The 21,112-nt window shown below is 69.0% G+C and carries 18 protein-coding genes; 7 read left to right on the top strand and 11 right to left on the bottom strand.

Translation table 11 applies throughout. The annotated features are described in order from the left end of the window. Positions 1-76 precede the first annotated feature (76 nt). From E4A53_RS07360 to E4A53_RS07350, 3 genes are all read left to right on the top strand, one after another. Positions 77-742, top strand: a complete 666-nt coding sequence (locus tag E4A53_RS07360) for a response regulator transcription factor (RefSeq protein ID WP_136162435.1) — start codon at positions 77-79, stop codon at positions 740-742. A gap of 89 nt (positions 743-831) precedes the next feature. After that, positions 832-2,139, top strand: coding sequence for an ATP-binding protein (locus E4A53_RS07355; protein WP_136162458.1), 1,308 nt, complete (start codon positions 832-834; stop codon positions 2,137-2,139). Positions 2,140-2,355: 216 nt separating this feature from the next. After that, the gene (locus tag E4A53_RS07350) at positions 2,356-4,419 is read left to right on the top strand and encodes a M13 family metallopeptidase (protein ID WP_136162434.1); all 2,064 of its coding nucleotides are present in this window, start codon (positions 2,356-2,358) and stop codon (positions 4,417-4,419) included. Positions 4,420-4,461: 42 nt separating this feature from the next. On the opposite strand, the gene E4A53_RS07345 is transcribed toward E4A53_RS07350, so the two are convergent. From E4A53_RS07345 to E4A53_RS07325, 5 genes are all read right to left on the bottom strand, one after another. After that, complete coding sequence (locus tag E4A53_RS07345; protein WP_136162433.1) at positions 4,462-5,004, bottom strand: SixA phosphatase family protein; 543 nt, start codon at positions 5,002-5,004, stop codon at positions 4,462-4,464. Next, on the bottom strand, positions 5,001-7,721 hold the full coding sequence (locus E4A53_RS07340; RefSeq protein WP_136162432.1) for an ATP-dependent DNA helicase: 2,721 nt from the start codon (positions 7,719-7,721) through the stop codon (positions 5,001-5,003). Before E4A53_RS07340 ends, E4A53_RS07345 begins: the two co-directional genes overlap by 4 nt. 178 nt (positions 7,722-7,899) lie before the next feature. Continuing rightward, positions 7,900-8,391: an SRPBCC family protein gene (locus E4A53_RS07335; protein WP_136162431.1), complete on the bottom strand. Its 492-nt coding sequence runs from the start codon at positions 8,389-8,391 to the stop codon at positions 7,900-7,902. Further along, on the bottom strand, positions 8,388-8,726 hold the full coding sequence (locus E4A53_RS07330) for an ArsR/SmtB family transcription factor (protein WP_136162430.1): 339 nt from the start codon (positions 8,724-8,726) through the stop codon (positions 8,388-8,390). Before E4A53_RS07330 ends, E4A53_RS07335 begins: the two co-directional genes overlap by 4 nt. Before the next feature lie 150 nt (positions 8,727-8,876). Continuing rightward, the gene (locus E4A53_RS07325; protein ID WP_136162429.1) at positions 8,877-9,794 is read right to left on the bottom strand and encodes a DMT family transporter; all 918 of its coding nucleotides are present in this window, start codon (positions 9,792-9,794) and stop codon (positions 8,877-8,879) included. Between the two features lie 11 nt (positions 9,795-9,805). Between E4A53_RS07325 and E4A53_RS07320 the strand changes: the two genes are divergently transcribed. The 3 genes from E4A53_RS07320 (at position 9,806) to E4A53_RS07310 (ending at position 12,872) form a co-directional block, all read left to right on the top strand. Continuing rightward, positions 9,806-10,381 (top strand): Lrp/AsnC family transcriptional regulator, encoded by a 576-nt coding sequence (locus E4A53_RS07320; protein ID WP_239018178.1) that lies wholly within the window; start codon positions 9,806-9,808, stop codon positions 10,379-10,381. 165 nt (positions 10,382-10,546) lie between these two features. Further along, on the top strand, positions 10,547-12,196 hold the full coding sequence (locus tag E4A53_RS07315; RefSeq protein WP_136162428.1) for a lysine--tRNA ligase: 1,650 nt from the start codon (positions 10,547-10,549) through the stop codon (positions 12,194-12,196). A 7-nt stretch (positions 12,197-12,203) separates the two neighbouring features. Further along, the gene (locus E4A53_RS07310) at positions 12,204-12,872 is read left to right on the top strand and encodes a hypothetical protein (protein ID WP_239018176.1); all 669 of its coding nucleotides are present in this window, start codon (positions 12,204-12,206) and stop codon (positions 12,870-12,872) included. A gap of 6 nt (positions 12,873-12,878) precedes the next feature. Here the strand turns inward: E4A53_RS07310 and E4A53_RS07305 are convergent, their stop codons facing one another. The 5 genes from E4A53_RS07305 to mgtE form a co-directional block, all read right to left on the bottom strand. Continuing rightward, the gene (locus tag E4A53_RS07305) at positions 12,879-14,732 is read right to left on the bottom strand and encodes a DUF885 domain-containing protein (protein WP_239018175.1); all 1,854 of its coding nucleotides are present in this window, start codon (positions 14,730-14,732) and stop codon (positions 12,879-12,881) included. 126 nt (positions 14,733-14,858) lie between these two features. Further along, on the bottom strand, positions 14,859-15,341 hold the full coding sequence (locus E4A53_RS07300) for an RcnB family protein (RefSeq protein WP_136162426.1): 483 nt from the start codon (positions 15,339-15,341) through the stop codon (positions 14,859-14,861). 149 nt (positions 15,342-15,490) lie between these two features. Beyond that, the gene (locus E4A53_RS07295; protein WP_136162425.1) at positions 15,491-17,659 is read right to left on the bottom strand and encodes a primosomal protein N'; all 2,169 of its coding nucleotides are present in this window, start codon (positions 17,657-17,659) and stop codon (positions 15,491-15,493) included. 38 nt (positions 17,660-17,697) lie between these two features. Continuing rightward, on the bottom strand, positions 17,698-18,102 hold the full coding sequence (locus tag E4A53_RS07290; protein WP_136162424.1) for a DUF1489 family protein: 405 nt from the start codon (positions 18,100-18,102) through the stop codon (positions 17,698-17,700). A gap of 10 nt (positions 18,103-18,112) precedes the next feature. After that, a complete protein-coding gene (gene mgtE / locus E4A53_RS07285) occupies positions 18,113-19,516 on the bottom strand; it encodes a magnesium transporter (RefSeq protein ID WP_136162423.1) in 1,404 nt (467 codons plus the stop codon). Positions 19,517-19,647: 131 nt separating this feature from the next. Between mgtE and E4A53_RS07280 the strand changes: the two genes are divergently transcribed. Beyond that, positions 19,648-20,100: a peptidylprolyl isomerase gene (locus tag E4A53_RS07280; protein ID WP_136162422.1), complete on the top strand. Its 453-nt coding sequence runs from the start codon at positions 19,648-19,650 to the stop codon at positions 20,098-20,100. Positions 20,101-20,191: 91 nt separating this feature from the next. Here the strand turns inward: E4A53_RS07280 and E4A53_RS07275 are convergent, their stop codons facing one another. After that, positions 20,192-21,073, bottom strand: coding sequence for a LysR substrate-binding domain-containing protein (locus E4A53_RS07275; protein WP_136162421.1), 882 nt, complete (start codon positions 21,071-21,073; stop codon positions 20,192-20,194). Positions 21,074-21,112: the final 39 nt, after the last annotated feature.

The following is a 21,112-nucleotide window of genomic DNA, read 5'->3' as shown; positions in this document are numbered from 1 at the left end:
TGGAGCAAGCGGCGGGATTCACCTATCACGCCGCTTGCGTCAGGCAATCGACCACCCGTTTCCCGAAAGGACTCCGATGCGCGTTCTGATCGTCGAGGACGAACCGAGCCTGGGCCAGCAGCTCCGCAATACCCTCGAAGCCGCGGGCTATGCGGTCGATCTCGCCACCGACGGCGAGGACGGCCATTTCCTGGGGGCGACCGAAAGCTACGACGCGGTCATCCTCGACCTCGGCCTGCCGGAGATCGACGGGCTGACCGTGCTCGACCGCTGGCGCAAGGACGGCAAGGTTATGCCGGTGCTGGTGCTGACCGCGCGCGACAGCTGGTCGGACAAGGTCGCCGGGCTGGACGCCGGCGCCGACGACTATCTCGCCAAGCCGTTCCAGTCGGAGGAATTGATCGCCCGGCTGCGCGCGCTGATCCGCCGCGCCTCCGGCAATGCCAGCTCGGAACTCACCGCCGGCGACGTCCGCCTCGACACGCGCAGCGGCAAGGTCACGCTGGCCGGGGAGCCGGTGAAGCTGACCGCGCAGGAATACAAGCTGCTCAGCTACCTGCTCCACCACAAGGGCAAGGTGGTCAGCCGCACCGAGTTGATCGAACATATCTACGATCAGGATTTCGATCGCGATTCGAACACGATCGAGGTGTTCGTGACCCGTATCCGCAAGAAGCTGGGCGCCGACGTCATCACCACCATCCGCGGCCTCGGCTACAGTCTGGAGGATCCGGACGCCTGACCGCGCCCGCGCTTTGAATGACCGCCGAACCAGACGACCTGCCGGAAATCCCAGCGCGGCGGCGCTCGACCGGATCGCTCAGCCGGCGGATGATCGTCATCGCCGCGCTGTGGATCAGCCTGCTGCTGCTCGGCGGCGGCATGGCGCTCGATCGGGTGCTGAGCGCGGCGATCACCCGCAATTTCGACGAATCGCTCGAATATGTGCTGACCGCGATGATCGCCTCGGCGGAAATCGGGCCGAACGGAGAGGTGCTGCTCAACCGTCCGCTCGGCGACCAGCGCTTCCTCGAACCCTATTCCGGCCTATATTACCAGATCAGCGGCGACGGCTTCGACCATTTCCGCTCGCGCTCGCTGTGGGATCGCGCGCTCGCCGTCGCCCCCGGCCATGCCGACGAAAATGTCCACGTCTATGACAGCAAGGAATTCCCGGACGCGCCGCTGCGCGTGCTCGAACGGGATCTGAAGCTGCCAGGGTCTTCGGTTGCCTGGCGGTTCCAGGTCGCCCAGTCGCGCGAAGGGCTGAACGCCCAGATCGCGACGCTGCGCGAAACGCTGATCAAGAGCTTCGCGCTGCTCGGCCTCGGGCTGATCGCGCTCGCCGCGCTGCAGACCTTCTACGGCCTGTGGCCGCTCAGGAAGGTGCGCGAGGCGATCAGCGCGATGCGCACCGGCAAGGCCAGCCGGGTGACGGAGGCGATGCCGAACGAGGTGACGCCGATGGTCGAGGAACTGAACGCGCTGCTCGAACATAACGAACGGCAGGCGGAAGAGGCGCGGCGCCACGCCGGCAACCTCGCCCATGCGCTGAAGACGCCGCTGACCGTGATCATGAACGCCGCGACCGCCGCCGCGCCGGACCTGGCCGAAACGGTGATGCGCGAGGCAACGACGATGCGCCGGCAGGTCGACCATCACCTCGCCCGCGCCCGCGCCGTCGGCCGGCGCGGCCATGCCCATAGCCGGGCAGAGGTCTGGCCCAGCCTGCAGGCGGTCGAACGCGCCGTCTCGCGCCTCTACGAAACCGTCCGCCTCGATATGGACGGGCGCAAGGACCTGGCGGTCCGCGTCGAACGGCAGGACCTCGACGAAATGCTCGGCAACCTGATCGAGAACGCGGCCAAATACGGCGGCGGCAGCGTGTTCGTCACCGTCGGCGCCGACAGCGGCTTCGTCGACATCGCGATCGAGGACGACGGCCTCGGCATCCCGGAGGAAAAGCGCGAGCGGCTGTTCCAGCGTGGCGAGCGGCTCGACACCACCAAGCCCGGCACCGGCCTCGGCCTCGCCATCGTCCGCGACGTCGCCGAGATCTACGAAGGCTCGGTCGCGCTCGAGGAAAGCGAGGACCTCGGCGGCCTCCTCGTCCGCCTCCGCCTCCCCCAAGCGGGTTAGAATTGCTTTATACTCCTACGCAGGCAGGAGCCCCAAACCATCCAAACCCCGTCATTGCGAGCGCAGCGAAGCAATCCGCCCGCCACGGCCACCCCGCCACCGCCATCCGCTTCGGCGAACCCCCGCCCCGCGCCGACGAACGACATCGCCATGCCTTGCTTGCGAAAACCGTGCGTTTACAACAGGCGCATCCATATCAGCTTTCCGGGGACTTCGATGACCAAGCGCAATCTGATCGGGGCGGCAATGCTCGCCCTGGCGACCACCCTCGCCCAACCCGCTCTGGCGCAGGCGGCACCGGCCGCGGCGGCGCCGGCGAAGCCGACCTACGGCAGCTTCGGCTTCGACGCCGCCGGCATGGACAAGAGTGTTGCGCCCGGCGACGATTTCTACAAATTCGCCAACGGCAACTGGGACAAAGCGACCGCGATCCCCGATGACCGTTCCTCCTGGGGCTCGATGGTCGTGCTCCGCGACCTGTCGGACCAGCGCACCCGCGCGGTGATCGAGGATTCGGCCAAGGCCCATGCCGCGCCCGGTTCCGCGACGCAGAAGGTCGGCGATTATTTCGCCAGCTTCATGGACGAGGCGGCGATCGAGGCGAAGGGCGCCGCGCCGCTGAAGCCGCAGCTCGACGCGATCGCGGCGGTCAGGTCGGCCAGCGACGTCGCCCGGCTGTTCGGCGAGGACCAGTGGCTCGGCATCGACACGCCGATCGGCGGCGGGGTCGAGCAGGACCTGAAGGATAACACGGTCTACGCCGTCTATGTCGGCCAGGGCGGCCTCGGCCTGCCCGACCGCGACTATTATCTGGTCAACGACAATCCGAAATTCGCCGAGGCGCGGACCAAGTACCAGGCCTATATCGCCCAGATGCTGACCCTTGCCGGTATCGGCGACGCCGCAGCGAAGGCCCAGCGCATCTTCGATCTCGAGACCAAGATCGCCCAGACCCACTGGACCCGCGCCGAATCGCGCCAGATCGACAAGCTCTACAATCCGGTCGCCACCGCCGACATCGCCGCCCGATATCCCGGCTTCGACTGGCACGCGTTCCTGACCGCCGCCGGCGTCGCCGGCCAGCCACAGATCGTCGTCACCCAGCCGAGCGCCGTCACCGGCATCGCCGCGCTCGTCGCGTCGGAACCGCTGGAGACATGGAAGGACTATCTGACCTTCCACGCGATCAGCAACGCCGCGCCGCTGCTGTCGAAGCCGTTCGTCGACGCCAATTTCGCGCTCTACGGCAACATCCTTGCGGGCACGCCGCAACTGAAGGAGCGCTGGAAGCGCGGGGTCGACCTGGTCAACAACGGCATGGGCGAAGCGGTCGGCGAACTCTACGTCGCCAAATATTTCCCGCCCGAATCCAAGGCGAAGATGGAGGCGCTGGTCGCCAACCTCCGCACCGCGCTCGACGGCCGGCTGTCGCGGCTGGCGTGGATGGCGCCGGAAACCAAGGACAAGGCCCGCGCCAAGCTCGCCGCCTTCACCGCCAAGATCGGCTATCCCGACAAGTGGCGCGACTATTCCGGCCTGGAGATCCGCCGCGACGACGCGTTCGGCAATGCCACGCGCGCCCAGCGATTCGAATATCAGCGCAACCTGAACAAGATCGGCAAGCCGGTCGACAAGAGCGAGTGGGGGATGACCCCGCAGACGGTCAACGCCTATGCCAACCCGCTGATGAACGAGATCGTGTTCCCGGCGGCGATCCTGCAGGCGCCGTTCTTCGACCCCAATGCCGACGACGCGATCAACTACGGCGCAATCGGCGCGGTGATCGGCCACGAGCTCAGCCACCACTTCGACGATCAGGGCCGCAAGTTCGACCCGCAGGGCAACCTGGCCGACTGGTGGACGGCGGAGGACGTCGCCCGCTTCAAGACCTATACCGACAAGGTCGTCGCCCAGTACGGCGCCTACGAGCCGATCCCCGGCAGCCATGTGAACGGCGAGCTGACGCTGGGCGAGAACATGGCCGACCTCGCCGGCCTCAACATCGCACACGACGCCTATCAGCTGTCGCTGCACGGCAAGCCGGCGCCGGTGATCGACGGCTACACCGCCGACCAGCGCTTCTTCCTCGGCTATGCGCAGGTCTGGCGGTACAAGGCGCGCGACGCCGCGGTACAGCAGCAGTTGACCACCGATCCGCACACGCCGGGCAACTGGCGCCCCTATGTCGTGCGCAACCTCGACGCGTGGTACAAGGCATTCGACGTCAAGCCGGGCCAGAAATTCTACCTGGCGCCGGATCAGCGCATCAAGGTCTGGTAAGCCGCGGGCGGGCGAGGCCGGCCACCGCGCCGGCCCCGCCCGTCAGTCGCGCCCGGGGCCGAGCGCCGGGTCCAGATCGCGCGGCCGCACGAAGCGGGTCAACACGCCGCCGCCGGCATCGATATCGGCCCAGCGATCGACCGCGAATTGCAGCTCGGCCAGGCTGGCGGTCGGGAATTTCTCCTCGACGTCGTCGCGCAGCCGGTCCTCCGGCCGGTCCGGCACCAGCAGCAGCACCAGATCCTCCAGCCCGGGATTGTGCCCGGCGAGCAGCAGGCTGTCGACGTCGTCCGCCGTCTCGCGCAGCAGGTCGCACAGCGTCGCGGCGGAGGCGAGGTAGATGCGCTTGTCCCACGCCGGCGTCATCAGCCGGCCCAGCCCGTCCCACACCCCGTCCAGCGTCTGCACCACCCGCACCGCCGGCGATGCGATCACCCGATCGAACGTCATGCCCGCCTCGCGCATGTGGCGGCCGACCGTCCGCGCCGCACGCGCGCCCTTGGCGTTCAGCGGCCGGTCGAAATCTCTGGGCACGGTATCATCCCATTGCGACTTGGCATGGCGCAGCAACGTCAACGTCTTCATCGTGTCTCCGGCATCCACTCTCCGCCTGCCTCTTGCCCCACTTCGGTTACCGATGAAAGGCGTCCACCGACCCGCGCGACCGCTTCGGCAAGGGTGACGCGCGCCACCGGCGTTGCGGGGGGAAAGGCGGTGAGCAGCCGCGACGGCATCGCGGCGGACAGCAGCACGAAGGTGCCGTGGTCGTCGGCGCGGCGGATCAGCCGGCCGAACGCCTGCGCCAGCCGGGCGCGGATCATCCGGTCGTCATAGGCGCCGCCACCGCCCGCCATCTTGCGCGCAACGTGGAGGACGCTCGGCTTCGGCCAGGGCACGCCCTCCATCACCACCAGCCGCAGCGAATGGCCCGGCACGTCGACGCCGTCGCGCAGCCCGTCGGTGCCGAGCAGCGAGGCCCGCGGATCGTCGCGGAAAATGTCGACCAATGTGCCGGTGTCGATCGGGTCGACATGCTGGGCGAACAGCGGCAATCCGTCGCGGGCCAGCCGGTCGGCGATGCGGGCATGGACGGCGCGCAACCGCCGGATCGCGGTGAACAGGCCCAGCGTGCCGCCCCCCGCCGCCGCGATCAGCGTCGCATAGGCCCCGGCAAGCTGGGCGACATCGCCGCGCTTCACGTCGGTAACGATCAGCACCTGCGCCTGCGCGCCATAATCGAACGGGCTGGGCGCGGCGAAATGCGCCGGCGGCCGCGGCAGGTGGACGGCGCCGGTGCGCGCCTCCGCCGCCGCCCAGTCGCCGCCGCCGGTCAGCGTCGCGGAGGTAACGAGCACGCCGTGCGCCGGCTTCAGCACCGCCTCCGCCAGCGGCCGGGTCGGGTCCAGCCAGTGGCGGTGCAGGCCGATGTCGTATTCGCGCCCCTCCGCCCGGTCGACCGCCAGCCAGTCGACGAAATCGGGATCGACCGGCCCGCCGGCGCGGGCGAGCAGCGCCAGCCAGCCGGCCAGCGTCTCCGTCCGCCAGCCGAGCGAGGCGATCGCGCCTTCCACCCGCGCCCGCGCCTGCCCGTCCAGCCAGTCCGGCCCGTCCTGCAACACCGCCTCCAGCCGGCGGCCGAGCCGGACCAGCGGGCGCAGGATCGCGTCCAGCGCCTCCGCCGCCACCCCCGCCGCCTCGACCAGCGCGCCGTCGAGCGCCGCCATCTCGGTCTCCAGCCCGTATCCCGCGTCCTCGCCGCCGTCGCGGGCGTAGACGGCGCCGCGCACCGCCGCGAGCAGCGCCTCGACCGGGCCAAGCGGTGTCCCCTCGGCCACCCGCTGCAGCCAGCCGTCGCCGGGCAGCGCCTGCGCCGCCGTCGTCGCCGCGGCAATCGCCCGGCCGCCCTCCTCGTCATAACTGGCGACGTCGGACAGGCGGGCGGCCAGCCCGCGCCGGCGGCCGCGCCCCTTGCGCTCCGGCCCGGTGATCCACCGGCGCAGTTCGATCGCCTCCTGCCCGGACAGCGCGGTCGAAAACATCGAATCCGCCGCCTCGAACAGATGATGCCCCTCGTCGAAGACGATCCGGGTCGGGCGCTGCGCCTCCTCCCGCCCGCGCGCGGCGTTGACCATGACCAGCGCGTGGTTGGCGACGACGATGTCAGCGTCGGCGCTGGCGCGGACCGCGCGCTCGATGAAGCATTTGCGGTAATGCGGGCAGCCGGCATAGACGCACTCGCCCCGCCGGTCGGTCAGCGCGGTCGATCCGTTGCGGCGGAACAGGGTCGGCAGCCAGCCGGGCAGGTCGCCGCCGATCATGTCACCATCGCGGCTATAGGCGGCCCAGCGCGCGACCAGTTGCGCCAGGATCGCCGCCCGCCCGGCAAAGCCGCCCTGCAGCGCATCCTCCAGGTTCAGCAGGCACAGGTAATTCTCCCGCCCCTTGCGGATGACCATCCGCCGCCGCCGCGCCGCCGGGTCGGGGAACAGCTTTGCCCCCTCGCGGTCCAATTGCCGCTGCAACGCCTTGGTATAGGTCGATACCCAGACCGCGCCGCCCGCCTCTTCCGCCCACAGCGACGCGGGCGCCAGATAGCCAAGCGTCTTGCCGATGCCGGTGCCCGCCTCCGCCAGTAGCACCGCCGGCGCGTCGCGGGCAACGCGCGGGCGGAACACCGCGCTCGCCGCCTCGGCATAGGCGCGCTGGCCCGGCCGTGCCTCCGCCCCCGCCCCGGTCAGCTGGTCGAGTCGGTCAAGCGCCGCCGCCGGTGCGACGCTGATCGGGCGCGGCGCCGGGCGCGGCCCGCTTTCCTCCCATTCCGGCAGCTTGGCGAACAGCCAGCGTTCGGCCTGCGCCGGCCGCCGCAGCCGATCGCCAACCGCCGCCGCCCAGGGCCAGCGCAGCCGGTGCAGCGCCTGCGCCGCCGTCCACGCGCCCTCCCGCTCCGGCCAGCCGTCATCCTCCAGCCGATCGAGCAGCACCCCGGCCGCGCGCAGCAGCAGCGCGGCGGTCTCCACGTCGCTGGCCGGCGGCGGCAGGTCCAGCGCCCTCGCCAGCCCCTTCGGGGTCGGCACCGCGAACCGCGCCGGGTGAACGAAGGCGAACAGCTCCAGCAGGTCCAGTCCGGACAATTCGGCATAGCCCAGCCGCTGGCCAACCAGCGGCGCGCCAAGCAGGATCATCGGCGTATCCGCCGCCCGCGCGATCGCCTCGCCACGCCCGACCGCCCGCGTCTCGCCATCCGGCGCCGCGATCCAGATACCGGCATGGCTCGCGTGCAAGGCAGGGTAGGCAAGCGACATCGCGCAACCCTTGCTCACCCGGAACAGATTAGCAACGCCCTTTGGCGCCCTTAAGCCCGCGCCCCCACCCCGTCATTGCGAACGCAGCGAAGCAATCCACGCCACCCGCGCCACAGCCGGACCCAGATTGCTCCACTACACTCGCAATGACGTTCAGGTCTGCCGCCGCGCGGCGGCGCTATTCCTGAAGAAACGCATCCAGCGTCTCGAAGCTGCCGGACCAGCCGCCGGTCATCGACTCCGTCATCCCGGCAAAGAACGCCTGTTCCTCCGCCGTCGCGTCGATCGGTTCCCAGAGCACGTCGATGCGGGTGCCGTCGCCGTCGTCGGCGAACAGCACCGTCGTCAGCAGCTCCAGCGGGAACAGCGGCGCGAACGGAGCCCGGATTCGGTTGCCCTCGGCGTCGGCGAAACCATGGACCCAGACCAGCTTCGCCGGCGCCTCGACCTCGCGGAACACGAACTTGCTGTACATCACGCTGCCGTCGGGGCCTTCCAAGCGCCCGCGCCAGGCGCCGCCGGGCCGCAGGTCGAACGCCAGCACGCTGCCCTTCGTGCCCTTGGGCCCGAACCATTGGGCAATCTGCTCCGGCTCGGTCCACGCCGCCCAGACGCGGGCGCGCGGCGCGGCGAAACGGCGGCTGATCGTGAAGCGGGGGGTGTCGGTCATCGCGTGTCGGCTCCTTCGGTTCGGGAGTTGGCAAGAAACGCGTCCAGCGCCTCGAAACTGTCGCTCCACAAAGTGCGCAGCCCGTCGAGCCAGGCGCGCGCCGCGTCCAGCCCCTCGGGCTTCAGGCGCCGGGGCCGGGCCTGCGCGGCGCGGCCGCCCTCGACCAGCCCGGCCGCCTCCAGCACCTTCAGGTGGCGGGAGATCGCCGGCTGGCTGATGCCGAACGGCCGCTGCAGCTCACTCACCGTCGCCTCGCCCAGCGCCAGCCGGGCCAGGATCGCCCGGCGGGTCGGGTCGGCAAGGGCGACGAACTTGCGATCGAGCATCTCATCCATAGCCTATTCTTTATATAACTATTATGTTATATACAACCCGTATTGCCCGCGCGCCCAACCGGGCCTTCCGGCGAAGGCGCCTATGTCGATGATTTCCAACCGATTCCGGTCAGTCCGCTTTCGCGTTGCGGCGAAGGAAAGCGGATTACGCTAGTTGGCCCGATTGCCCATGGCCCATTCCCGCCCGCTCACCAGCAGGATGCCCGCCAGGACCATAATGGAGCCAAGCACGAAGCTCAGATCGAGCGTCTCGTCCAGGATCGCCACGCCGAAGATGACGCCGAAGATCGGCGTCATGAAGGAAAGAACCCCCAGACGCGACGCGAGATAGGTGCGCAGGAGCGAGAACCAGACGAGGAAGCTGACGAGCGACACCAGGACTATTTGAAAGGCAAGGCTCGCCCCAAGGATCGGCGTTGCCGTCACCTCTGTCTGACCCAGCATGGCGGCGGCGATCAGCAGCAGCCCGAAAGCTCCGAGGAGTTGGTATAGCAAGGTCACCGTCGCCGGCATGCCGGCGAGTCGCGAGAAGCGTATGGTCAATGTCGTCGCGCCCCATGCCATACCGGCGGCGATGCCCAGCAGATCGCCGATCCACGCGTCGCCTGCTCCGGGAGCGGCGCTTTCGCCTCGTCCGACAAAGGAAACGACCACGCCGGCGAAAGCCAATCCGATGCCGCACCACTGGATGCGTGCCAGCCGCTCCTCCGGGAACCTCAGGTGAAGACCGAGTGCCGCAAAGATTGGCGCGGTATAGAGGAAGATCGACATGTGCGAGGCACTGGTGAAGCGCAGCCCTTCACCAACGAAAAGATACTCCAGCGCGAATAGCGCGCCGACGGTCAGGCCGGGCTTCCATGCGCCGCCCCTCATCGCGCCCGCCTCGCCACGAAGCAGGACGAGGAAGTAGATTATGAGCGCCGCGATGCCCGAGCGCACCCCGATCTGGAGGATGGGTGCCATATCGGGCGCGGCGGCTTTCAAGGCCACCTGCTGCGCGCCCCAGATTATGCAAAGCGCGACCATGAGCGAGGTCGCCTTGCCGTCGAGTTCCCGTCGCTGATTCATGCCCGCTTGCGATGTATCTGAACGTTCATCATGCAAGTTTAACTCGCATCGGCGAAGCAATGGACTTAATTTTCGATGGAAAGGCGCAACGACGGCTCATGAATCGCCCGGGAACGACAATGATTACTCGCAAGCTCGACGACCACGACCGAGCGATCCTCCGCCTTCTGCAAGATGATGCGTGGCGCCCGCAGCGCGAGATAGCCGAACGGGTCAATCTTTCCGCGCCCGCCGTGCAGCGCCGCATCGCCCGCATGGAGGCGGACGGCGTCATCAAGCGGGCGGTTGCGATCGTTGATCCGGCCGCGGTGGGCTATCCGATCACGGCCCTGGTCGAAGTGACGCTGGCGGACGACGGTTCCGGCACCGTCGCCGCGATGAAAGATTTCTTCCGCGACGCGGAAGAAGTCCAGCAATGTTACTGCGTAACGGGAACGGCGGGCTTCATCGTCATCCTCCTGGTGCCGTCGATGGAGGATTATGAGCGGCAGACCGCTCGCCTGTTCGCCGATAACGCACTGGTGCGTTCCTATCGCACGATCGTTGTGCTGGATCGCGTGAAGATAGGGATGGGTATTCCATTCTGACGTCGTTCCGATCGACACCCAAAGGCGTCATTCAGCGGCACAGGCCCTCTCCTCTAACCTCCCGAGAAGTTCAAACGGCGCCGTCCGCCGCGTTATAACAAAGCTGCGTCCGCGAACCCCGGAACCCGCGCGAACGCCCCGGTCGGATCGCGTCCCCGCCCCGCGATGGCGGGGCCGATTTGCCCCGCCCCGGTTGCACTCGGCGGCAACAGGCGGCACAGGGCGGGCGTGAACACGAACGATCCCACTGCGCTCCGCGCCGCCGCCCTGCAGTCCAAGGCCTGGCCTTATGAGGAAGCGCGCAAGCTGCTGAAACGCTATCCGGACGGCGCGCCCGCCAAGGGCCATGTGCTGTTCGAGACCGGCTACGGCCCGTCCGGCCTGCCGCATATCGGCACGTTCAACGAAGTGCTGCGCACGACGATGGTCAGGAACGCGTTCCACGCCCTGTCGGACGTGCCGACCCGGCTGCTCGCGTTCAGCGACGACATGGACGGGCTGCGCAAGGTACCGGACAATGTGCCGAACAAGGCGATGCTCGCCGAGCATCTCGGCAAGCCGCTGACCCGCATTCCCGACCCGTTCGAAAAATACGAATCCTTCGCGCACCATAACAACGCGATGCTGCGCGCCTTCCTCGACCGCTTCGGCTTCGCCTATGAATTCGCCTCGTCGACCGACTATTATCTGTCCGGCCGCTTCGACGCGGCGCTGAAGCAGGTCCTCGCCCATTACGACGCGATCATGGCGGTGATGCTGCCGACGCTGCGCGCCGAGCGCCGCGCCACCTATTCCCCGGTGCTGCCGGTCAGCCCGAAAAGCGGCATCGTCCTGCAGGTGCCGGTCGAGGTGGTCGACGCCGAGGCCGGGCTGATCCGCTTCGAGGATGACGGCGAGACGGTCGTCCAGTCGGCGCTGTCCGGCCTCGCCAAGCTGCAATGGAAGGTCGACTGGGCGATGCGCTGGGTCGCGCTCGCCGTCGATTACGAGATGGCCGGCAAGGACCTGATCGATTCGGTCGTCCAGTCGGGCAAGATCGCCCGCATCCTCGGTGCCCGCCCGCCGGAAGGCTTCAACTACGAGATGTTCCTCGACGAGAAGGGCGAGAAGATCTCCAAGTCGAAGGGCAATGGCCTGTCGCTCGAACAATGGCTGACTTACGGCACGGAGGAGAGCCTGGCCTTCTTCGCCTATCGCGAGCCGAAAAAGGCGAAGCAGCTGCACATGGGCGTCATCCCGCGCGCGATCGACGATTACTGGCAGTTCCGCGCCAATTATCCGGGCCAGCCGGTCGATCAGCGGCTCGGCAACCCGGTCCATCACATCCATGACGGCGCCGTACCGGCGGAACCGCTGCCGGTCACCTTCGGCCTGCTGCTCAACCTCGCCGGGGTGCTCGGTGCCGACGCCACCGCCGCGCAGGTATGGGGATATCTTTCCAATTACGTGGCTGATGCAACCCCGACAACCTACCCGGAACTCGACCGGCTGATCGGCCACGCCCTCGCCTATAACCGCGACGTCGTCGCCCCGACCCTGAACCGCCGCAAGGCGGCCGGTGTCGAGGCGGAGGCGCTCGCCGCGCTCGACGCCTTCCTCGCCGCCGCCGACCCGGCGACCGGCGCCGACGCGCTGCAGAACGAGATCTACGAAATCGGCAAGCGCTTCTACGGCAAGGACGCGCTGCGCGACTGGTTCAAGGCGCTCTACGAAACCCTGCTCGGCTCGCCGCAAGGCCCGCGCATGGGCAGCTTCATCGCGCTCTACGGCATCGCCAATACCCGCCGTCTGATCGCCGAAGCGCTTAGTGCTTAGGCACCTGTTGCCCACGCTGCTGTTGCTGCTTGGCGCGGCGACGGCGGCGCAGGCGGCCAGTTCGCGCGCCCTGCTGACCGCGGCGATCTTCGACGGCGCCGACAAGGCGGCGGCGCTCGCCGGCATCGACGCCGCCGGGCGCGCGGCGGCGGCGACGCTGGCCCACGCCCCACACGACAGCGAGGCGCGGCTAGTGAAGGCGATGGCGGTCGGCTACCGCGCGACGCTGGAGCGCAGCCGGCAGGGGGCGATGGCGGCGCGGATGGAGATCGAAGCGGTCGTCGCCGCCGAGCCGCGCAATCCCGATGCGCAGATCGCCGTCGCCGGCTGGCATCTCGATGCGATCGCCAGCGCCGGCGCCCTGCCCGCCCGCCTCGTGCTCGGCGCCAGCCGCGACACCGGGCTGGCCGCGCTCGATCGGGCGGTGGCGCTCCGCCCCGACCATGCGATGTATCCGGCGCTCGCCGCGCTGATGCGGATCAGGCTCGACCCCCGCGACGTCGCCCACGCCCGTTCGCTGGCCGAAGCAGCGGCGGCGGCGGAGGCACCGACCCCGCTCGACCGGCTGCTGCGCCAGCGCGCCGCCGCCCTGCTCGAACCACTCCGCGCCGGCGACGGCAAGCGCGCCAGCGCCCTCGCCGTCCGCCTGCTGCCGTTGGGGCAGGTCAGGCGCTGAGCGCCGTCACCCCTTCTTCTTCGCCGCGATCCAGGCGTCGATCTTCTTTTCCAGCACCGTCATCGGCAGCGCCCCGGTCATCAGCACCTGCGCGTGGAATTCGCGCGGGTCGTACTTCGCGCCCAGTTCCTGCTGCGCCCTGGCTTTCAGCTTGAGGATGGTCAGCGCGCCGATCTTGTAGGCCAGCGCCTGCCCCGGAATGGCGATGTAGCGTTCGACTTCGGCGGTGGCGTCGGTTTTGCTCATCGGCGAATTGGCGAGCATGTAGGCGATCGCCTGGTCGCGGGTCCAACCTTTGGCATGGATGCCGGTGTCGACGACCAGCCGCATCGCCCGCAGCATCTCGTCGCTGAGGCCGCCCATGCGCTGATACGGGTCGGTCTCCATGCCCAGGTCCTTGTACAGCGTCTCGGCATAGAGCGCCCAGCCCTCGACGAAGGCGGTGTTGCCGCCGAAGCGCATGAAGGCAGGCAGCGCCGGGTTCTCTTGCGCCAGGCTGATCTGGAAATGATGGCCCGGCACCGCTTCGTGCAGGTAGAGCGTCTCCATCCCCCACAGGTAGCGGCTCGGCAAATCATAGGCGTTGTAATAGAACACGCCGGGGCGCGATCCGTCCGGCGTGCCCTGCTGGTACGACCCGCCGGCATCGGTCTTTTCCCGGTAATCGGGGACCGGGCGGATCTCCAGCGGCGACTTCGGCAGGGTGGAGAACTGCTCTGGAATGCGGGCCCACACCCGCTTGCCGATCGCCTCATAGCCTTCGCGCAACTGGTCCTTGCTGGTCGGCTTGAACTGCGCGTCGCTGCGCAGGAAGGTGAAGAACTCGGCGAGCGTGCCCTTGAAACCGACCTGTTGTTTCACCGCCTCCATCTCGGCGGTGATCCGCTTCACTTCCGACAGGCCGAGGTCGTGGACATAGTCGGCGGTCAGCGGCAGCGTCGTGTTCTGCTCGATCAGATAGGCGTAAAGCCGGTCGCCGCCGGGCATGGCGGACAGGCCGACGCTGTCGCGGGCGGCGGGCAGGTATTCGGTCTTCAGGAAGTCGCGCAGCCGGATGTCGGCCGGGATGATCTGGTCGCGGATGATGTCGGCATAGGCCTTGGTCAATCGCGCCCGGTCGGCGGCGGAAATGCCGTCGGGAAACGCCTTGACCGGGCCATAGAAGGTTGACCCTTCCACCCCTTGCGCGATCTGCAGGTCCAACTGGTCGATGACGTTGTTGACCACCAGCTTCGGCTGGACAACGCCCGCCTTCATCCCCTGCCGGAAGCGGGCGATCGCCTCGTCGAGCAGGTGCACATATTCGCGGTGCCGTTTCAGGTTGTTCTCGTAATCGACCAGCGTCTTGAACGGCGCCGCCCCCTGGCCGGAGGCGATGTCGGGATAGAAGGTGTGGAAGCCGTAGAAATGGTCGATCGGCCTGACGACGGTCAGCGCCAGCAGTTCCGGCTGCAGGCCGCGCAGGCCAAGTTCCGTCTGCCATTTGAACACGTCGTAGGCGACCTGATCGGTAGCATCCAGCTTCGACCGGTCGACGCCGCGCAACGCGGCGAGGTCATCCTCCGCCGCCTTGCGCTCGCCGGCGAAATAGGCATCGCTCAAATAGTCACCGAGCCGGTCGGCGTAGCGCAGGTCGCCGCGGAACAGCGCCTGGATCGGGTTGCGCTTCAGGGTGGCCTCGTCGCTGTCGTGGAACAGCTTCAGCAGCCGGGCGTCCTCCGCCCCCTGGCTGGCGGCCGGAACAGGCGCCGCCGCCTGCGCGCCAAGCGGCGCGACGGGCAGGGCGAAGGCGGCACCGGCAAGCAGCGCGGCGCAAATGGAACGGATCGATGGCATCGGAAAATTCTCCGCTTTCAGCATGGCTCCAGCTTTAAGCCGAAGCCCCGATAAACGGGAGGAATTTTTCGACGAACGGCATGCGCGCTCGGCGGGTGGCGCACAAAAAAGGGGCCGGCGGCTCCAGCCGCCGGCCCCGAACGTCCGCTCTTACCAGAAGAAGTCGCGGTACACGGTCAGAACCCGGCCGGTCCGCGTGTTCACCAGGAGCACGTCGTTGCCGTAACGAACCCAGCGGGTTCCGGCGCGCGGCGCGCCCAGCCGATAGGCGCCGGGATTACCGATCAGGTAGCGCTGGCCGTAGAAGGCGCGCGGCAGGCTGTAGCCGACGGTAACCGGCCGGTAGCGCCAGCCGCGAACCGGCGCAGCGTAGGCCGGGCGGCGGAAAGCGTTGCGGTTGGTGCGGCGGTAATCCTGCCAGTCCTCGCGATATTCGCGCCGGGCGTCGCGCACGTCGCGCCGCTGCTCACGGACATCCTGACGGGTGCCGTGACGCCGCGCGTTGTCAAGCTGCTGCTGCTGGCGCTGGATCTCCATCCGGTCCCGCTGCAATTCGCCACGCGACTGCGCGACGGCAGAGGTGGCGGGGAGCGCGACGGCCGCCATCAGGGCGGTGAAAATCAATTTGCGCATGCTCTGTCTCCAATCTCCCATGCCTGCCCCGAACGCGCCATTCGCATTTCGGTGCCGGCGTGGTTCCTGCCTTCTTGCCGATTCGTGCTGAATTCGGGCGGAATGGCTTCGTCAGCGAAATGAAAGGAAATAGGCGGGCGCGGCGGCGCTCAGAGAAAGCTGTATGGATCGACGTCGACGGTGACGCGCACGCTCGCCGGCCAGTTGAGCGCGCCCAGCCAGTCGCGGATCACGTCCTGCACCGGCAGGGCGCGGCGGGCGTGGATCAGCAGCCGCTGGCGGTGGCGCCCGCGCAGCATGGCGAGCGGTGCCGGTGCCGGGCCATAGACCTGCATCCCCTCGACGCGTGGCGCGGCGCGGCCGATCAGGCGCGCCGTCTCCACCGCCGCCTCCGCCTTTTCCGACGAGACGACGATCGCGGCGAAGCGGCCGAACGGCGGCGCCCCGGCGTCGCGGCGGGCGGCGGTCTCCGCTGCGTAGAACCCATCGGCGTCGCCGGTGACCAGCGCGCGGATCACCGGCGCATCGGGATCGAATGTCTGGACGAGCACGCGCCCCGGCTTCTCGCCGCGCCCGGCGCGGCCGGCGACCTGGGCGATCTGCTGGAAGCTGCGCTCGGCGGCGCGCAGGTCGCCGCCCTGCAGGCCCAGGTCGGCATCGACGACGCCGACCAGCGTCAGTTCGGGAAAATGATAGCCCTTGGTGATGAGCTGGGTGCCGACGACGATGTCGATCGCCCCCGCTTCCATCCGCGCGACGAACTCGGCGGCGCGGGCCGGCGACCAGATGGTGTCGGAGGTGACGATCGCCGTCCGTGCCTCCGGAAACAACGCGGCGACCTCGTCGGCGATCCGCTCGACGCCGGGGCCGCAGGCGACCAGGCTGTCCTCCGCCTTGCACTCCGGGCAGGCGGTCGGCGGCGTCATCACGTGGCCGCAATGGTGGCATTGCAATCGGCGGACCAGCCGGTGCTCGACCATCCAGGCGGTGCAGTTCGGGCATTGGAAGCGGTGGCCGCACGAACGGCACAGGGTCAGCGGCGCATAGCCGCGCCGGTTGAGGAACAGCAGCGCCTGCTCGCCCCGCTCCAGCGTCTCCGCCATCGCCGCGACCAGCGCCGGGGCCAGCCAGCGCCCGCGCTCCGGCGGATCGGCGACCAGGTCGAGCGCGGCGATGTCCGGCATGTCGGCACCGCCGTAGCGCGCCGGCAGGTGGAGCGCACGATAGCGGCCGATCTCCACCTGATGCAGCGTCTCGATCGCCGGGGTGGCGGAGGCGAGGACGACCGGAATCCCCTCCAGCATCGCCCGCATCACCGCCACGTCGCGGGCGTGGTAGGGAACACCCTCCTCCTGCTTGAAGCTGGTCTCGTGCGCCTCGTCGACGACGATCAGGCCGAGCGCCGGATAGGGCAGAAACAGCGCCGATCGCGCGCCGACCACCACCTGCGCCTCGCCGCTGGCGATCGCCCGCCAGGCGCGGCGCCGCTGCGACTGGCGCAGGTCGGAATGCCAGGCGACCGGGGCAACGCCGAACCGCGCCTCGAACCGGCGCAGGAACGGTTCGGTCAGCGCGATCTCGGGCAGCAGCACCAGCGTCTGCCGCCCGGCGCGGAGCGCGGCGTCGACCGCCTCGAAATAGACCTCGGTCTTGCCGGAACCGGTCACGCCGTCGAGCAGGAAAGGCTGGAACGCCGCAGCGTCGACCGCCGCGACCAGATCGGCCGCGACCGCCGCCTGCGCGGCGGACAATGTCGGCGGCGCATGGTCGGGGTCGGGCCGCGGGTAAGGGCTGTCGAGTGCGACCTCGACCGGCTCGATCGCCCCGGCCTTGACCAGGCCGCGGATCACCGCGTCGGACACGCCGCCGATCGCCGCCAGTTCGCGGACCAGCCCCTGCCGGTCGCCGATCCGCTCCAGCGCCTGCGTTCGCTGCGGCGTTGCCCGCTCGGGCGTTCGCCCCGTCGCCCGATATTCGGTTATGCTGCGCCCGCCCTCCAGCGCCGAGGTACTGGCGAGCGCCATGCGCAGCACCGCCGCCGGGGGCGAGAGATAATAGTCAGCGGTCCATTCGATCAGCCGGCGCAGCGGTGTCGGCAGCGGCGGCGCATCGTGAACGCCGACAAGGTTGCGCAACCGGTTGTCGCCGACCTCGCCGGCGGAGGGCAGCGCCTCCGCCTCCCACACCACGCCGGTCAACTGGCGCGGGCCGAGCGGGGCGACGACGATGGTTCCGGGCGGCGCATCCATGCCGCGCGGCACCCGGTAGTCGAGCGGGCCGAGCGCGGGGTTGAGCAGCAGGACGCGGGCGCGGGACATGACCGTCAGTTAGGCGCTGCCGCGCGCTTCGCAAAGGCTCAGAGCAACGCCAGCGCCGCCAGCTCGTCGCGGATCGCCGCCGGCAGGGCGTCGCCGCCGGCGGCATGGGCAAGGTCGGGCGGCGCGTCGGGGTCGTTCAGGTAGCGCCAGCCCTGATGGGCGCGGCGCGGCCAGGCCTGCACCGGGACCAGCGCTGATTCGAGCCGGATGATCCAGCGCGGCGCGTCGGCGACCGGCACGAAATCGACGATCGTCTGGCGCGCGACCAGATGGTGCTTGATGATCCAGTACAGCGACCCGCCGATCAGCCCGGCGTGGCGGGTCGGGCGGTAACGGGTGGTCACGTCGACGGTGCCGCCGGTGGCGCGCGCCGCGATCCGCCCGGCCAGCGCCTCGAACCCGGAACAGCCGACCGCGACCTTGGTGATGTGCAGCGCCGCCATGCCCGCGCCGTCAGCCGACCAGGCCGGACGCGGCGGCCAGTCCCAGGAACACGAAGAAACCCATCGAATCGGTGGTCATGGTAACGAAGATCGACGACGCGACCGCCGGGTCCGCCTTCAGCCGCTCCAGGGTCAGCGGCACCAGCACCCCGGCCAGCCCGGCGATGACGATATTGGCCAGCATCGCCGTCGCGATCACCACGCCCAGCAACGGGTTCTGGAACACCAGCGACACGCACAGGCCGATCACCACCGCGATCGTCGCGCCGTTCAGCAGCGCGACGCGGATCTCGCGCGCCACCGCGCGCCAGCGGTTGGTCCGGGTCAGCTGGTTGGTGGCGAGCGCGCGCACGGTGACCGCCAGCGTCTGGGTCCCGGCATTGCCGCCCACCCCGGCGACGATCGGCATCAGCGTCGCCAGCGCCACCATCCGCTCGATCGTCCCTTCGAACAGGCTGATGATCGACGATGCGACAAGGGCGGTGGCGAGGTTGACGACCAGCCAGCGCACCCGCGCGCGGTAGCTGTCGAGCACCGGCTCGTTGATGTCGCCGTCGCCGGCGCCGGACAGTTTCAGCACGTCCTCGCCGGCTTCCTCCTGGACGATGTGGAGGATGTCGTCGACGGTGATCATGCCGACCAGCCGCCCGGCCTGGTCGACGACGGCGGCGGAGATCAGCCCGTATTTCTGGAAGCGGAGCGCCACTTCCTCCTGGTCCATGTCGACCGGGATCAGCGTCTGCTCGCGCTGCATCACGTCGGCGAGCTGGATGCCGCGCGGCGTACGCAGCACCCAGCTCAGCCGCAGCGTGCCGACCGGCCGGTGCGCCGGGTCGACGACAAAGATCTCCCAGAAATCGGTGGTCAGGTCCTCGTTCGAACGCAGATAGTCGAGCAGGTCGCCGACCGTCATGTTCTCCCGCACCGCGATCAGCTCGCGCTGCATCAGCCGGCCGGCCGATTCCTCCGGGTAGCTTAGCGCTTCCTCGATCGCGGCGCGGTCGTCCGGGTCCAGCGCGCGGAGCACCGCGCGCTGCTCGTCCTCCTCCAGATCCTCGATGATCGCGACGGCGTCGTCGGTATCGAGCTGGCCGGCGATGTCGGCGACCTGATGCGCGTCGAGCTCGTCGAGCAGCGCCTCGCGCACCCAGTCGTTCATCTCGGCGAACACGTCGGCGTCGAGCATCTCGGCCAGCGCCGTCGCCAGCGCCGGGCGCCGCTCCTCCGGCGCCACCTCGAACAGGTCGGCGATATCGGCCGGGTGCAGCGGCGCGACCAGCGCCCGCGCCCCTTCGTCGTCGCCCTGCTCGACCCGGTCGAGGACGGCGGCGACGAATTCCGGGGTCAGCCGGTCCTCCTCGTCATGGCTGGGCTCGACGGCGGCGTCGGTGGCGGCAAGCTCGCTTTCGCTCATCGCTGCGCTCCTCACTCTCGATCCCGGTGGCGCACCGCCTTAGGCGCGACAGGCGCGCGATGGCAATCTCCTTCCATCCGGCGCGCCCGGCCCTATATGGGCCACCTTCCCACACGCGCAGGAGACCATCCATGGCCGATGCCGAAACCCTGACCTTCACCCTGGACACCGGCGATGTCGTCATCCGCCTGCGCCCGGACCTCGCCCCCAACCACGTCGAGCGCATCAGCGAACTGGCGCGCGAGGGCTTCTACGACGGCGTCGTGTTCCACCGGGTCATCGACGGCTTCATGGCGCAGGGCGGCGACCCGACCGGCACCGGCACCAGCGGCTCGTCGAAGCCGGACCTGAAGCAGGAATTCTCGGCCGAACCGCATGTCCGCGGCGTCTGCTCGATGGCGCGCACCTCCAACCCGGACAGCGCCAACAGCCAGTTCTTCATCTGCTTCGACGACGCCCGCTTCCTGGACCGCCAGTACACGGTCTGGGGCGAGGTGGTGTCGGGCATGGAGCATGTCGACGCGCTGCCGAAGGGCGAGCCGCCGCGCAGCCCCGGCAAGATCGTCAAGGCGACCGTCGCCTGAGACCGGCAAGAGTTTGTTCGCTTCAAGCGGAATCGGTGCCGCCTGAAGCGGACAGGCTCCAGGCAGCGGCCGGGTGCCGGCCCGGCCGCCGTTACGCTTTGAACGTCTTGATCAGCCAGTCGCGGAACAGCCGCACGGCGCGCGATTCCAGCGCGCGCGGCCGGCAGACGAACCAGTAGCTGTACGGACTGGCGAGATCGAAGCCGAACAGGCTGGTCAGCCTGTCGTCATGCGCCTCGATCAGGTGGCTTTCGTGCATGAACGCCACGCCGAGGCCCTGCGCCACCGCGTCGAGCATCAACTGCCCCGAATCAAGCTGGTCGATCGCCATCGGCTCCAGCTCCGGCAGGCCGACCGCCTCGCGGAACACATTGAAATTTTCAGGCATGTCGCGGTGGAGCAGCACGGTGGTGCGCGCCAGGTCGGCCGGCTCGCGGATGCCGTCCGGCCCTTCGGTCAGCGAGCGTGCGGCGATGGCGAGGATGCGATTGCGGTCCAGCCGGTATGCGTAGAGCGCCGGGTCGATGTCGCGCGCCAGCGCGATCGCCGCGTCAAGGCCGTCGCCCAGCCGGGTGACGCTGTGCGCGGCGGTGTCGATGTCGATATGCAGATCCGGGTGCCGGGCGCGCAGATCGCCAAGGCGCGGGAACAGCCGCTGCGACGCGAACAGCGGCGGCACACCCAGCCGGAAGCGGAGCAGCGCGGTGCCGCTCATCAACTGTTCGATCGCTTCGCCCAGCGCGTCGAGCGGCGGCGACGCCGCCTCCAGGAAGCGCAGACCGACGTCGTTCAGGCGGATCGCCTGATGGCCGCGGTCGAACAACGACTTGCCGACGAATCGCTCCAGCGCCTGCACCCGCCGGCTGAGCGCGGGGGACGACAATGCCAGTTCCTCGGCCGCGGCCTTGATCGAACCGAGCCGCGCAACCTGGACAAACGCCTCGATCGCAGTGAGCGGGGGCAGGCGCCGCATTCTGACCGTTCCTTGTGCGATGCATATAAAAGTCTATTC

Source organism: Sphingomonas flavalba (assembly GCF_004796535.1).
GTDB classification, from domain to species: domain Bacteria; phylum Pseudomonadota; class Alphaproteobacteria; order Sphingomonadales; family Sphingomonadaceae; genus Sphingomonas_L; species Sphingomonas_L flavalba.
This window is presented reverse-complemented; position numbering and strand designations above follow the sequence as displayed.